At 70.8% G+C, this 13,931-nt stretch carries 14 protein-coding genes; 3 read left to right on the top strand and 11 right to left on the bottom strand.

The window, feature by feature from the left end:
* Positions 1 to 11: 11 nt before the first annotated feature.
* The 10 genes from lanKC to ABD830_RS12945 form a co-directional block, all read right to left on the bottom strand.
* Entirely contained in the window at positions 12 to 2,546 is a 2,535-nt protein-coding gene (gene lanKC, locus ABD830_RS12990) for a class III lanthionine synthetase LanKC (protein WP_344986945.1), read from the bottom strand.
* 15 nt (positions 2,547 to 2,561) lie between these two features.
* Positions 2,562 to 4,208 carry a daptide biosynthesis intramembrane metalloprotease gene (mpaP, locus tag ABD830_RS12985; RefSeq protein ID WP_344986944.1) on the bottom strand — a complete coding sequence of 549 codons (1,647 nt, stop codon included), beginning with the start codon at positions 4,206 to 4,208 and terminating at the stop codon, positions 2,562 to 2,564.
* Positions 4,201 to 4,386: a hypothetical protein gene (locus ABD830_RS12980; RefSeq protein ID WP_344986943.1), complete on the bottom strand. Its 186-nt coding sequence runs from the start codon at positions 4,384 to 4,386 to the stop codon at positions 4,201 to 4,203. The genes mpaP and ABD830_RS12980 overlap by 8 nt, the downstream gene beginning before the upstream one ends.
* Before the next feature lie 112 nt (positions 4,387 to 4,498).
* Complete coding sequence (locus ABD830_RS12975; protein ID WP_344986941.1) at positions 4,499 to 4,672, bottom strand: daptide-type RiPP; 174 nt, start codon at positions 4,670 to 4,672, stop codon at positions 4,499 to 4,501.
* 48 nt (positions 4,673 to 4,720) lie between these two features.
* Positions 4,721 to 4,918 carry a daptide-type RiPP gene (locus tag ABD830_RS12970; RefSeq protein WP_344986940.1) on the bottom strand — a complete coding sequence of 66 codons (198 nt, stop codon included), beginning with the start codon at positions 4,916 to 4,918 and terminating at the stop codon, positions 4,721 to 4,723.
* Entirely contained in the window at positions 4,915 to 6,150 is a 1,236-nt protein-coding gene (gene mpaC / locus ABD830_RS12965) for a daptide-type RiPP biosynthesis dehydogenase (RefSeq protein WP_344986939.1), read from the bottom strand. Before mpaC ends, ABD830_RS12970 begins: the two co-directional genes overlap by 4 nt.
* On the bottom strand, positions 6,147 to 7,415 hold the full coding sequence (mpaD, locus tag ABD830_RS12960; RefSeq protein WP_344986938.1) for a daptide-type RiPP biosynthesis aminotransferase: 1,269 nt from the start codon (positions 7,413 to 7,415) through the stop codon (positions 6,147 to 6,149). Before mpaD ends, mpaC begins: the two co-directional genes overlap by 4 nt.
* Complete coding sequence (gene mpaM / locus ABD830_RS12955) at positions 7,412 to 8,230, bottom strand: daptide-type RiPP biosynthesis methyltransferase (RefSeq protein WP_344986937.1); 819 nt, start codon at positions 8,228 to 8,230, stop codon at positions 7,412 to 7,414. The genes mpaD and mpaM overlap by 4 nt, the downstream gene beginning before the upstream one ends.
* Positions 8,227 to 9,264 (bottom strand): daptide biosynthesis RiPP recognition protein, encoded by a 1,038-nt coding sequence (gene mpaB / locus ABD830_RS12950; RefSeq protein ID WP_344986936.1) that lies wholly within the window; start codon positions 9,262 to 9,264, stop codon positions 8,227 to 8,229. Before mpaB ends, mpaM begins: the two co-directional genes overlap by 4 nt.
* 10 nt (positions 9,265 to 9,274) lie before the next feature.
* On the bottom strand, positions 9,275 to 10,249 hold the full coding sequence (locus ABD830_RS12945; protein ID WP_344986935.1) for an LLM class flavin-dependent oxidoreductase: 975 nt from the start codon (positions 10,247 to 10,249) through the stop codon (positions 9,275 to 9,277).
* 313 nt (positions 10,250 to 10,562) lie between these two features.
* On the opposite strand from ABD830_RS12945, the gene ABD830_RS12940 reads away from it, so the two are divergent.
* Both ABD830_RS12940 and ABD830_RS12935 read left to right on the top strand, forming a co-directional pair.
* On the top strand, positions 10,563 to 11,282 hold the full coding sequence (locus tag ABD830_RS12940) for a CPBP family intramembrane glutamic endopeptidase (protein ID WP_344986934.1): 720 nt from the start codon (positions 10,563 to 10,565) through the stop codon (positions 11,280 to 11,282).
* Positions 11,283 to 11,307: 25 nt separating this feature from the next.
* On the top strand, positions 11,308 to 12,366 hold the full coding sequence (locus tag ABD830_RS12935; protein WP_344986933.1) for a glycosyltransferase: 1,059 nt from the start codon (positions 11,308 to 11,310) through the stop codon (positions 12,364 to 12,366).
* Positions 12,367 to 12,420: 54 nt separating this feature from the next.
* Here ABD830_RS12935 and ABD830_RS12930 read toward each other — a convergent pair whose 3' ends face one another.
* Positions 12,421 to 12,987 (bottom strand): TetR/AcrR family transcriptional regulator, encoded by a 567-nt coding sequence (locus ABD830_RS12930; protein ID WP_344986932.1) that lies wholly within the window; start codon positions 12,985 to 12,987, stop codon positions 12,421 to 12,423.
* Positions 12,988 to 13,118: 131 nt separating this feature from the next.
* On the opposite strand from ABD830_RS12930, the gene ABD830_RS12925 reads away from it, so the two are divergent.
* The gene (locus ABD830_RS12925) at positions 13,119 to 13,922 is read left to right on the top strand and encodes an alpha/beta fold hydrolase (RefSeq protein ID WP_344986931.1); all 804 of its coding nucleotides are present in this window, start codon (positions 13,119 to 13,121) and stop codon (positions 13,920 to 13,922) included.
* Positions 13,923 to 13,931 lie beyond the last annotated feature (9 nt).

Raw genomic sequence — 13,931 nt, 5'->3', positions numbered from 1 at the left:
TTCGTCCTCTCTTACAGGTTTCGTGGGCGCAAGAAGGGAAGGCTCGCGCGGTCGTCGTCGAGCGCGCAGCGGAGCGCGAAGAGCACGCCGGCGGCGCCGGTGGCCAGGTCGGCTGACAGCCGCAGCGCCTGCTCGCCGACGAACGCGATGTGGCCGTCACGTGCCACGGCGTGCCAGGCCAGGTCGTTCAGGTGGCGCGCGCGTACGGCCCCGGTCAGGTTCGCGAGGGTCAGCACGACGCCCGCCCGGCCGTTGAACAGCCCGGCGCCCGTCACGACGTGGTTGTCGACCCTGCGGCGCAGTTCGTCGCGTAGCTCGATCAGCTCCGGATCGGGATGGTGCCCGACCAGCAGGTCCGCCACCAGGGCCAGGCCCGCGCCACCGGCGGCGAGCACCGGCGCGCGCCACGGCGCCTCCATCGGCGGCGTCGGCCCGCCCACGCCCGCCACCTTCAGGTCACGGCGCAGCGCGGCCTCGGCGTGCTGGAGCAGCAGGGGATCGGGGCTGGTCTCGTACAGGCGGAGCAGGAACAGCGCGATGCCCGCGCCACCGTGCATCAGGCCGGGCAGGACCGGGCCCCGCGGAGGGAGCGGGTGGTCGATCAGCCACTCGGCCAGCGTCCCTGCCTGCTCGTGAAGCTCCTCGGCTCCGGTCTCCGCGGCGAAGTGCAGCAGCGTCAGGCCCACTCCCGGCAGCCCGGAGTACAGCCCGCCGACGGGTGCCTGCTCCGGCTTCAGCCCGTGCACCCGGTCGAGGTGTCCCCGGGCCTCGTCGGGCAGTCCCAGTTCGTGCAGCGCGTAGGCGATGCCGGACCAGCCGTCGTAGAAGCCGGGCGGCGCCTCCTTGAGAGCGCGCGCGTGGTCGGCGAACCACCGCAGGTGCTCCTCCGGGACCTCCGCGTCGGCCTGACGCAGCGCCCACAGGACGCCCGCCGCGCCGTGGGCGAAGTTGACCCCGCCGTAGGGCCCGAGGAACTGGCTGATGTCGCCGGGGTAGAGGCGGTCGGCGCGTTCGGGGGTGGCCGCGGCCAGGATGCCGCCCGCGAGGCCCGCGCGGAGCTCAGGCCAGGCGCCGGGGCCGGCCTCCGGCCAGCTCAGTGGCTGCGGTGCGGCGGTCAGGCCCACCAGGGGCGCCCAGTGGGCGTCGGGGCCCAGATCGGCGCGTACCTGCTCGGCGAAGCCGTCGGGCAGCGGGAAGTGATCGGTGATGGCCTTGAGCAGGCGGTCGCCCTTGTCGGTGCCCCAGGGCAGCAACGGGGTCATCGGCAGGAAGAACGCGATCTTCAGGCAGGCGAGGCAGTAGCGATCGATGGCGGTGCCCCGGTAAGAGGGCGGGGCGACGAAACCGGGCGCGGCCATCGGCTGCGTGGCGTTCTCGCTCGCCTCCGTCGCGGCTTCCAGGTCGATGAAGGCGATCGTGTCGTCGGGACGGATCAGGATGTTCGCGGGATGCAGGTCGCCGAAGACCACGCCACGCCCGTGCATGGCCTCGACGGCCTCCTCGACCGTTGCGATGATCTTCGTGGCCCATGCGGCGTAGGCGGCGAAGTCCCCGGCGGCCCGGTGCTCGCGCATCAGCGGATTGCGGCGGTCGATCTCCTTGGCCAGCGGCTGGCCGTCCACGTGTTCGCGGACCAGGAAGTAGTGCTCGTGACCGATGCGGTAGTCGATGACCTTGGGGATCCACGGGAGCCCTTCCAGCTTCCGCATCGCCCAGTGCTCCTGCTCCAGCCGGGCGACCGCGTCGCGGCCCTGCTGGTCGAGCCCCGCCAGCGGCCTGGCCTCCTTCATCACGACGGCCTCGCCCGTCCTGGTGTCGGTGGCGTAGTAGACGCCGCCGCCGTTGGAGAAGTGGAAGGCCTTGGTGGCGCGGAAGGGGAAGTCGCGCAGCGTCCCCTTGTTCCGGTCCGCCACCGCCTCCTCCAGGCAGGCAGGCAGGGTCGCCCACGCCGGAGGGCGGAACGACGGTCCCCTGACGTCGGGCACGAGCCGGCCGTCCGGGTCCTCGATGCAGTACACGGTCTCGCCGTTCTCGCCTTTGACGGTGCGCTCGACGAACGCGCCGTAGCGGACGTAGAGCGGTCCGGAGCGCCAGCGCAGGTCGCTCAGGATGTACGGCCCGGATTCGCCGTCCAGCAATGGGCCGAGTTCGTGCAGGATCTGTTCGAGCTGCTGGTCGTCGGCGGGATAGACGGTGATGAACTTACCCGCGCTGCCGCGTTCACCATATTTGCCGTTCCTGGCGGCGAGCACTCTCGGGGACTTCAGGAACTTGAAACTGAACTGCCGCGGCACGCAATAGTCCCACACCGTCTCCAGGATCTTCTCCGCGTTCTCCGGCGTGGCCGACGCGTGGATTTTCCAGCCCTGTTTCAGGAGGTTCTCCGCGGGCGCCCGGTAAATGGCCCATTCGGAGTTCTCGGTGCGCTGCCAGCCCGGCGGCGGGGACTGCCGGGTGAGCGCGAACTCGTGGTCGGCGCCCCGGTCGACGACATCGTAGAAAGGCACACCCGGCGGGGAGTGCTCCATGTATCGCATGAACTCCATGACTGTTACTCCTGTTCACCAGGCGGCGGAGACATAAGTGCGGTAGAGCCAGACGCCGAGCGGCCGGCGGCCCGCCTCGATCCGGGCCACGCCCTGGCTGTCCGGCGGCGCCGTCGTCATCTCGAGCGGGTAGCCGGAGACGGTGCCGGGCAGCTCGAGGTCGGTGCGGACCGGCAGCAGGACCGAGACCGGCACGGATATCTCACGTGCGTGGGTCCCGGCGATCGTGGCCGTGCCGACGCGTTCCTTGAACACCACCCCGTTACGCAGCAGCTGGACGGTCGCACCCGTCTTGAGCACGTCGGGACCCGGGTCGGTGGTGAGCACGAGATCGGCCCTGCCCGCGTGATAGCGGTAGCCGCCGGCCACCGAGTAGGGAACCTGGACCAGCGCGAGCAGCGCGGCTGCTCCGCCGACGACGGCCAGCGTGACGAGGACGGCCCGCCATGCCGGCGCGCCCGCTTGTCTCGCCTCACGCAGGCGCACCAGATAGCCGTGGCAGAGGCGGCCGATGAGCAGGCCGACGACGACGAGCAGCGCGACGGTCCCGACGACGCCGAAGCTCAGCAGCAGGTCGCCCCAGAGCGAGAGCGCCAGCCCGCCGACGAGGTAGATGGGGAAGAGCTGGCAGGCCAGCCCGTACGGCACCGCCCACCGCAGCTGCGGCAGCTCCCGCTCGTACCGCCCGCCGAACAGCAGCCCGGCGGTGTGGCGGCGGGCGTCGATCATCGCTCGCTTGCGCAGGTCGGGGATGTCCAGGTGGCTCATGAGCGCCAGGTAGCCGTCAAGCTTGATGAAGGGCAGCAGGTTGAGCAGCCCGCTGCCGTAGTTGAGCGCGGAGAAGACCAGCAGGCCGGTCCGCAGGTCCGAACCCGGCGTGAACAGCGCGGCCAGCGACGCCGACCCGGCGGCCACGAACTGGGTGGCGGCGCCTGCCAGCGCCACCCTGACGCGCTGCCCGCGCTCGGCCAGCCGCCAGCCGTCCGAGACGTCGCAGAAGAACGCGGGCAGCAGGTAGAGCAGCATGAACCCCATACGGTTCGGCCGCCCGCCGTAATAGGTGAGCACCGCCGCGTGGGCGAACTCGTGCAGCACGATGACGGCGTAGGTGGCGACCGCCACGCCCGCGTACACCGGCATCGCAAGGGGGCCGCTCAGCGTGTCGATCAGCGTCCCGCTCATGAGCACCAGCCCGGCCAGACCGCCGAGCGCCAGCATCGCCGCGACAACCCCCCAGCCGCGCCTGGCCAGCGCGGCCAACAGCGGCGCGCAGGCGGTGAGCAGGCGATGCGGGCGCAGGAGCGTGACCTGCACGGTCAGCGGTGGGACGTAGGTCACCCACCGGATGCGACGCTTCTTGCGCAGCCCGTCGTCGAGGAGCTCGGCCCGCTTGAGCTGACCGAGCGCGTAGGCCAGCGACTCGCCGGTCCACTGTGCGCCCAGGTAGGACAGGAGCTGCCCGTGGTCGCGGACGCCGTCGAGTGCGCCCGCGAGCTTGGCGAGGTCCGCTCCCACTCTCATGTACGAACCGGGTCGCTCAATGATCCACAGCGCGCCCTCGGCCGACGGCGCGTGCACCTGGACGCCCTCGGCGAGCCTGGGTCTGGCGGGGACGGCGAGGTCCGGCTCTCTTCGTAGCACGGTGTCCGTAACCTCAACCATTGCGTTGGCCGAGTGCCGCGGCGACCAGGAGGCCGATGAAGGCCAGGAGCACCACCGCATCGACGATCATCAGGGTGACGCGCAGCGGTTCCGGCATGCCGACGTTGACAATCACCAGGAGCGCCAGGGCGCACACCACGCTCGCGGCGATGCACCACACCACAGTCGAGTTCATCATGCCTCCCGTTAACGTTTGGGGGTGAGGTGCGGTGGCGGCGTGACCGCCGCCACCGCACCTCAGCTGGTCACCACTGCTCGAGCTCCTGCATCAAAGCTCGATCGCGGCGCCGTCAGGTGCTGATAACGGTCACGACAGCGCTGACGCCGTAACTGACCAGCGATCCGACAATGGTCACCACTGAGACACCGGTGGCGACGCCGAAGAAGGTTCCCCAGAAGGGTGCCTCCATCGATTCGAGCTCTTGCATGCCCAGTTCAAGGGGTAGGTCTGTCATCGTTTCCATGGCCTTCCTCCTTTCTGACCGAGTCGCGGTTCATGAGGGTGTGGCCGCTCACGTCGAGATGATCGACGCGGTGGCGAGGGCCACCGTGCCGCCGAAAACGGCGCCTCCGAAGCTGAGGGCGACGCCCGAGATGGTGACGCCGATCTTGAACCCGGACCAGAAGCCGGGGGCATCCATCGGCTCCAGCTCCTGCATCCCAAGCTCCAGGGGGAACAGGTCGAGGGCTTCGGCTGTCGTTGTGCTCATTTGCACACCTCCTTTCTCATGTGGTGATCTCCCGCGCCCGTGTGGCAAGGGAAGTCGTGAGGCGCGGTGGCGGAGACCGCGCGTGTCAGGAAGTCGTCGATGTCGTCCCTGGTGAGAGCGCCGAGCATGGGCAGCCCCGTGCCCCAGGAACGGACGATGCGGCCGGCGATCAGATCGAGCGTGGCCCCGTCCGCGCGGAGCGATCTGTCCACGCCCCATGCGTCGATGAGGGCGGCGATGCCCTGCCCAGGGTCGGCGGGGAGGCCGGCTGGGGCCGCCGCGCGTATCCGGGTCCACAGCCTGGCCAGCCGCCGGGCCGAGCCCAGGCGGCGGTCGCCCCCGGCGACGCGCCGCCACAGCTCCGGCATGATCACGGCGACCGCGGCCATCTTTCTCGCGCCGAGCCCGGTGGACAGCTCGTTGGCGATCAGCCAGCCCTTGTTGACGAAGGAAGGCCTGCCGAAGTGCATGAACTCGTTGTGGGCGAGGCCGCTGAGCTTGGCGATCTCCAACAGCAGCGCGTCGTCCACCCGCCCGCCCGCCGCGTGGGCACGGGCCACCGCGTAACCCTCCTCGGCCACGCGCGCGGCCAGCGTCTCCACCAGAGCGTCCTCCGTCGGCCGGTCCTCGTGGTCGCCGAGGTAGCCGCTGGTGAGCCGGAAGAGCGTCTCCAGCACGCCTTCGGAGACCAGCTCCGCGGGAAGCGTCGCGGTCGCCACCGGATCGAGCACGGCCAGGTCAGGACGGAGGCCGGCGCCGGTGACCAGTCGTTTGCCCTCCGGGTGGGCCAGGCACGCGACCGTGCTGACCTCCGCCCCGGTGCCGAGCGTCGTCGGCACCGCGAACAGCGGTACGGACCGCTTGGTGTGCGGCGGCAGAAGCAGCAGCCCGCTGCGCTGGCGGACTATGAGGCGGCGCCGGGCGTCCTCGTCACCGCAGAGCAGCGACGCCAGTTTGGCCTGGTCGAGCAGTGAGCCGCCGCCGACGGCCAGGATCAGTCCCGTGCCGGTCAGGCGGGCCGCCAGCTCACGTACGCTGTCCGCGTCGCCGGGGCCGTGCAGCTCGATGAGCCTCTCCTGGCGTCGTGCCCTCCCGATCTGACGGCGGACGCGCTCGGTGATCGGGTTCCGGGCCACGGCGGCGTCCACGAGCAGGGTCGTCTCCCCGCTCGCGGGCCCGCTCCCGGCCAGCCAGGGTGCGAGGCCCTCGGCGCCGTACAGGACGTGTGTCATGCGCACACCGCCTGGGCGGCGTACGCCGACAGTCCCTTGCGTACGCACTCCATCAGCTCCCGCAGGTCCGCCTCGCTGTAGGTGAGTGCGGGGAAGAGCTGGACGCCGTTGACCCCGTAGTGCACGATCGCGCCCGCCCTGCGGATCGCCGCGACCACGCCGGGCACCTCGGTCTGCGGCAGCGGGGCGCCGTCCGGCCCGAGCAGGCGGATCGAGCGGAAACATCCCCGTCCCACGGTCCCGGCCACCAGCGGATGGTCGGACTCCAGCGCGGCCAGCTCGACGTCGAGGAGCGCGGACAGCCGCCTGCTCATGCCCTCCGCGTCCAGCCGCCGCATCTCCTTGATGGTGGCCAGGATCGCGGCGCACGTGACGGGTGTGCCCGCCTGCGTCTCGCCGTGTGCCAGCACCGCGCCCGCGTCGGTGAACGCCGAGGCGACCTCGTGGGAGACCACCACGGCCGCGGCGGCGCTCGTGCCGTTCGTCAGCCCCTTGGACGTGATCAGCAGGTCGGGCGGCTCAGGCCACTCCTGCGTGGCGAAGAAGCTCCCCGTCCGGCAGAACCCGGTGGCGACCTCGTCGGCCACGAGCAGGAAACCGTGCTCGCGGCGCAGGCGGAGCAGGGCGGCCACGTACGCGTCGTCCAGGGGGATCGCGCCGCTGCCCAGCACGGGCTCCACGACGACCGCCGCGACCTGCCCGCCCAGCCGGGACATCAGCCGTTCCAGCTCCGCCGGCTCGTTCGGCGGCACGTGCCTGGTCAGCCGCTGGTCGACTCCGTAGAGCCGCTGCCCGAGATCCTCGCCGGTGAGGGCGAAGCCGCCGAAGGTGAGGCCGTGGTAGCTGCCCAGGAGCCCGACGACGATCTTGCGCTGGGGGGCGCCGGACAGCGCGTGATACTGCCTGACGATCTTCGTCGTCGCGTCGTTGGCCGCCCCGCCCGAGGTGGAGAAGATCACTCGCCCGTAGTGCTCGGGGCCGCACACCTCGACGAGGGCCGCCGCCGCCTCGCGGGCGTAGACGTTCTCGTAGCGGAAGACGTTCAGGTACGACGCCTCGCGCAGCGCTCGTGCCGACGCCTCCGCGATCGCCTCGTTGCCGTACCCGAGGTTGGTGTTCCACAGGCCGCTGGTGCCGCACAGGAGCTCACGGCCGTCGGCGAAGCGGACCCTGACCCCCTTCGCGGAGACGGTGCACAGCTCGTCGGAGCCGTGGGAGTCCGGTGGCAGCAGGGCGGGCCAGAGCGGCGGGCCGGCGGGCGTCATGCGGCCACCTCGGCTTCCATGAGCACGTCGCGGTGCCTGCCGCTCTGGTCGCCGAGCGGGATCCGGGAGCGCACCGCGAAGCCGTGCGCGGTGAGCTCCGACTCCAGGAGGTCGGCGGGCAGCACGCCGATCGTGGTCGTGCAGACGGTGAGCTGCTCCGCCTCCGTCTCCGTCGCTGTCTCCGCGGGGAAGACGGCGACCACGCGGCGCCCGTCGGCACGCGCCCAGCGCTCGAAGAAGCGGTAGGAGCGGCCGCTGGGACCGGTGAAGGCGAACTCGGCCTCCTCCTGCCCGGGCGGGGCGTGCAGCTCGACGGTGGTCAGCAGGAACCGTCCCTGCGGCAGCAGGTGGGCGCGGACCCTGCGGTAGAGCGCGGCGCGGCCGGCCGGGTCGAGCAGCGAGATCGACGAGGTGCCAAGGACGATCGCGCCGAACCGTTCGTCGAGGGCGAAGTCGCGCATGTCGGCGTGGACCACCGTGCAGCGCTCGGCGAGCCTGCCCCGCGACTGTGCCAGCCGCTCCTTCAGCAGCGCCAGCAGGGTCTCCGACAGGTCCAGCGCGGTCACCTCGCGGCCGAGCGCGAGCAGCGGCAGGGTCAGCCTCCCGGAGCCGGCGGCGAGATCCAGGACGGGACCGGGGAGGGCGCGCACCAGCGTCACCAGTTCGCGCACCTCCTGGGTGTCCCCGCCGGCCATGTCGTGATAGACCGCCGCGCCCTCCGGGCTGTACAGGTCGTGGACCTCCGCGCGGTTCCCGAGCTCGGCCAGGAGATGGGCCGCGCCTCGGGCGAGCGCGGGGGCGTCGAGCGACGTCACGACGCCTCCTCGGCGGTCAGGCGCACGCCCGCCTTGGCGAAGAACGACGAGACGGTCTCCAGGCCCCTGGGGTCGTCGTGCCGGGCGGCCGCCTCCATCGATCCGTGCACCAGCAGCGCCTCCACGAGCTGGCCCGCCCGGTGCTCGATCTTGAAGGTCCTCGACGGCCACGGAGTGTGCACGTAGGCGGACTCCTCGGTCCACAGCAGCAGCGGCAGGCCCGCCGTCACCAGGTCGGCCGGGTTCTCGACCTCCTCGAGGCCACGCACCAGCCGGCCGCCGAAACCGGAGACGCGGAAGTCCGTCTCGCCGCGGGTCAGCAGATCCTGCTGGGCCGAGATCGCGCCGTGGTAGCGGCCGAGCCAGGGGCGGGACGCGAGCTCGGCGGCCCGCCGCTCCTCCGGGACCGCCTTCGCCAGGCAGACGGCGCACGGCTGGTCGCTGTCCGCGTTGAGCCGGGCCCACTCCTTCTCGAGGGTCGGCAGGTCGTCGCCGGCGTGGCCGATCGCGCTCCCGGTGGGTGAGGTGTGGATGTCACCGTCGGCGGTGACATAGAGGCGGTGCCGGGGGCCGTCACGGTCGGTGCCCGCGCCCAGAGCCGGCAGCTCGGCCAGCCGTACCGCGGGATGGATGAGGAACTCGCGGAACTGACCCTCGTTCTTCGCCCGGTCGGCGTCGTCCAGGAACAGCTCGAAGTCGGCCTCGTTGAAGATCCTGATGGAGGTCGGGCCGATCACCGACATGAACTCGCTGGTCGAGTAGTCCTGCGTCTGCAGGAAGAACGAGTCGGAGATGGAGATCTCGCTCCCGGCCTCGCGCAGCGAACCCGTGTAGCCGACCACCACCGGGCCCGCGTCGTCGCTCGGGCCGCCGGGCAGGAAGACCACGCTGGTCGCGCCCACCAGCCCCGACCTGCGGAGCGCGTGCAGGTAGCCGGGGTCCTCCAGGACGAGGGTGGAGACACGGTGGGGTTCGCCAGGAGTCAGGGCCTGGCCGGTGCCCCAGTGCATCAGGTTCCGCTTTGTCGAAGTCATCGCTCCCCCTTCAGCGCAGCTTCTGGCCGGTCAGTGCCCCCAGCAGGGACTTGAGTTCGTTCGTCGTCTCGTCGGGGCCCTGCAGGTTGTAGACCCCGGTCAGGTTGAGGATGATCTCGTCGGCGCCCGCCTGCTCGAACTCCTTCAGCCCCGTCAGGACCTGCTCGACGTCGCCGCTCACGAAGGCGCCGCCTTCGACGAGCGCCGCCGCGTCGGCCGCGGTGTTCTTGCCCGTCACCCCCACGCCGGCCTTCCGCAGCATGTCGATGTAGTGCGGCGCCTGCAGGTGCATCGCATTGCTGGCCAGGGCCTGCTCCGCAGGCGTGCGGTCGGGACGGCGCAGTGCGACGGGCACCATCGCGGCCACCCTGGGCATGTCCCGCCCGGCCGCCTTCGCGCCCTCGCGCAGCGCGGGCATGATCGTGTCGGCCAGCCAGGCGGCGGGGGTCAACCAGGTCACCGCGACGTCCGCGACCTCGCCGGCGAGCCTGGCCATGCCGCGCCTGAGCACCCCGAGGCCGATCTCGACCTTGGGCGCCACGGCGGGCGGCAGGATGCCCCTGTACCCGAAGTACTCGCCCCTGAAGTCGATCGCGCCGCCACCGAGCAGCCCGCGCACCACGGTGACGTACTCCCTGACCGCGGTGAGCTGGCTCGGATACGGCCGGCCGAGCATGTTCTCCTGGAAGATCGCCGGGCCCGGGCCGAAGCCCGCCACGACGGGGTGACCTGTGGTCATGGCCACCGATCGCGCCTGCAGCGCGGCCTCGTACGGATGCCGCAGCGGCATGAGGGTGACGCCGAAGCCCACCGGGGAGCGGAACCCGGCGCCGGCCGCGTAGGTGAAACCCTGGTGCGGCTCGATGAGCGTGGACTGCCCCTGCCACAGCGCGTGTGCCCGGCTCAGGGCCACCAATGCCGCGTAGGGAAGAATCTGCTCAGGCCTTCGAGTAACAAACGGGACCAGCACCGAGTATTTGGTCATTAATCAGTCCATCGTGCGATGTTCCGGATGTTTGCTGAGGAGTTTGCTTACGTCGCATTTATACGAGGTGCTGAGTTCCCCGCCGCTTCCTCGCCCGCATTCCCGCAGGTCCGAGGGGTTTGGATGACAGATGTCATAGGGCGACGATGACTTCGGCGTCTACTCGGAGCCAGGACGTCCGCACAAACTGACGGTAGAGCCACCCCGCCCGAAAGGAGCGGTCATGCCATCTACCATGTATTCCGTACGACCGGCGCGCGGCTCCTGCATCGTCCCGCGCCGGTCGTACCCAGCGAAGCTCTGAGAGGTAACCGTGCCGTTCGAGTCCGCACCGCTGGCCTGGATACTCGCTGCCGCTCTTGTCCTCTATCTCGCTGTCGTCGCTCCGTTCCTCGGCCGGCGGGCGTATCCACGCCTCGTACGCGGCGAGGTCTCCCGCCCGCGCTACTACACCGCCCTGTCGGCGGAGATGTGGGTGTGGGCGACGGTGGCGATCCTCGTCGTGGCGCTGTCGCCGACGATCGGCGCGGCCGACATCGGATTCAAGGAACCGTCCGACCCCGCGATCGCGTACGGCGCCCTGCTGGGGCTCCCGCTGGGGATGACGCCGGTCGTGCTGGTCCTGCGCTGGCTGGCGAAACAGGGTGTCACGATGCCCTGGCACGCCGCCGCCTCCGGGTTGATGGCACGCACCACCCGCGAGCGCTGGCTGGCCACCCTTCTCGCCGTCTCCGCGGGGGTGTGCGAAGAGGTGGTCTTCCGCGGCCTGTTCATCGGACTCGGGCGTGAGCTGGGGCTGGCTCTTCCCGTCGCGGCCGTGGTCGCCGTGGCGGTCTTCGCTCTCGGGCACATCTACCAGGGCACGGTCGGCACGCTGATGGCGTTGGTGAGCGGGGCCCTGCTCACCTGGACGTACCTGCGCACGGGCAGCCTGCTCACGCCGGTCTTCGTGCACATCATGATCGACATCATCGCGCTCGTCGTCATGCCCTACCCCGGTCGCGTTCAGGAGCCCGCACCGGCGAAGGCCTGACGGCCCCCTATGAGGAGGAACGTACGTGTCCCGTGTCTCGGTGATCTGTCCTGCCTACAACCGTGGCGCCGCCATCGCCGACACCATCGCGTCGGTGCAGGCGCAGACGCTGCGTGACTGGGAGCTGATCGTGGTCTCCGACGGCAGCGACGACGACACCGACGAGGTGGTGTCATCGCTGGCCGAGCGGGACGACCGCGTCCGCCTGCTCCGGACCCGCCATCACGGTCATCCTTCTGAGCCCCGCAACATCGGCCTGGCCGAGTCCAAGGGCGAGGTCATCGCCTACATCGACCACGACGACCGGTGGCTGCCACGCCATCTCGAGCACCTGACCTGGGCGCTGGCCGGCGGCGCCCAGCTCGCGGCGACGGCCGCGACCAAGGTGAACGCGGCGGGCGCGGTGCTCGACACCACGCCGCCGCTCCAACTGTGCTGGCACCCCGACTTCCAGGTGATGCACGCGTTGTTCGAGCCGACGCAGGCGGCTCACGTCGCCGGGCTGGCCGAAGAGGTGGGCGGATGGCGGGTGTCCATGACCGGGCTGGAGGACTGGGACCTGTGGCTCCGGATGGCGGACGCGGGCGCGCGCTGCCAGACGGTCGCGGAGGCGACGGTGCTGGAGCTGGTCGACCCGAGCACGCGCCAGTCCATGGTGATCACCGAGCACGGCTGGGAGATCGCCAGGTTCGAGAGCATGCTGGCCGCGCGGGCGGCCTACCGGGCGCTGAAGGATCTGCGCCGGGTCGAGGCGGCCCGTGAGGCGATGCTGAAGGACGTACGGGCCTGGTACGGCTCGCTGGCGGCCGAGGGGGAACTGGTCGTGCCGATCGGGTGGCACACCGACCGGGCGGAGATCGACAAGGCGCTGGTCGACACCGTCTCGCGTACGCCGATCACCAGCAAGGAGCTGTGGCCCGACATGGCGATCGAGCAGCGGGACGGCCATGTCGCCCTGGTGCACCTGGTCTCCAGCATGACCGCCGAACACGCCCAGCGCATCGGTGACCTGACGCGAAAGGTCATGCGCCACCAGATGGCGCTCTACGCCGACGTGCTCGAAAGCGGGCGCGTCACCGCATGATGAGCGTCGGCCCGCTGGACTCGCCGTAGGCCCGGTACAGCGGCACGCGGGCCCCTAGCCTTCGAGGATGCGGCGGAGGAACTCCTCCACGGCGGCCACCGCCGTGTCGTGCTCGCCGCCCCTGGCCACCAGCAGCGCGCTCTCGTTGACGGCCGCCAGCAGCATGTGCGCGTGCAGGTCGAGGAACTCGGCCGGCACCGCTCCTGTGGCCTCCAGCGCGGCCTTGAGCATCCCGAACGAGTAGCGCTCCTCCATGGCCCGCCACCGCTCCCACCCCATCACCGACGGCGCGTCGATGAGGACGAGGCGCTTGATGACCGGATCCCCGGCGAGCGAGATCCAGGCCAGGACGCCGGTCCGCAGGGCGGCGGCCGGGTCGGTGATGCCGCGGACCGCCTCGACGATCTTGCGGCCGATGTCCGACTCCGTGGCCTCCAGCACCGCCTCGAACAGCGCGTCCTTGCCCGCGTAATGGTGGTAGAGAGCCCCCCTGCTCAGGCCTGACTCCTGCAGCACCGTCTCGATCGAGGTGTCGTCGTAGCCGCGCTCGGCGAACAGCCGCGTGGCGATCGCCAGGACCCTCTCGCGGGTGGCGGCTCCGCGCTCGGCCTTCAGGTTCATGCGACCACTCTAGGTGCGGCCACGCTGCCTGCGGTGGTGCGCTGGACGCGCCCCACCGTAGACAAACCGACCGTCAGTCGGTAATTTTCTAGACCGACAGTCGGTCTGGAAAAACTCGAAGGAGTATCCGCATGGACGGCATCAGCTACGTGGACGTGGGCGAAGGGCCGGTCAGCCTGTTCGTGCACGGCGTGGGCACCAGCTCATACCTGTGGCGCCACGTCATCGAGGCGTTCCGCGAGGAGCGCCGCTGCGTGGCCATCGACCTGCCGGCGCACGGCGGCAGCGCCCCGCGCGACGACCTGTCGATGCCCGCGCTGGCCGAGGCCGTCGAGGAGTTGTGCGACGGGCTCGGGCTCACCGAGGTGGATCTCGTCGCGAACGACACCGGTGGCGCCGTGGCCCAGATCTTCGCCGTACGCCATCGCGAGCGCCTGCGTACGCTCACCCTCACCAACTGCGACGTCCACACCAACGCCCCGCCCGAGGCGTTCAGGCCCACGGTGGAGCTGGCCGCCAGGGGCGAGCTGGCCGCGCTGACGGCGGCCGTGCTGGAGCAGCCGGAACTGCTGGCCCGGACCGCGTACGGCGAGGGCTACGAACGGATCGATGATCCGGCGGAGCTGGTGGACGCGTTCCTGCGGCCGATCCTCGCCAGGCCCGGCGGCGGCAGTGCCTTCGAGCGGATGCTGACCTCCGTCGACGCCAAGGACCTGATCGCCATCGAGCCGCAGCTCACCGTGCTGACCGTGCCGACGCTGGTGGTCTGGGGCACGGGAGACGTGTTCTTCGACGTGAGCTGGGCCCGCTGGCTGCGCGACACGATCCCCGGCGTCAAGGAGATCGTCGAGATCGAGGGCGGGAGGCTGTTCTTCCCCGACGAGCGGGCGGACGAGCTGGTGCCGCATCTGCGCCGCTTCTGGGCCCAGGCCTAAGATCGGCTG

It is taken from the genome of Nonomuraea helvata, assembly GCF_039535785.1.
In the GTDB taxonomy this organism is placed as follows: domain Bacteria; phylum Actinomycetota; class Actinomycetes; order Streptosporangiales; family Streptosporangiaceae; genus Nonomuraea; species Nonomuraea helvata.
This window is presented reverse-complemented; position numbering and strand designations above follow the sequence as displayed.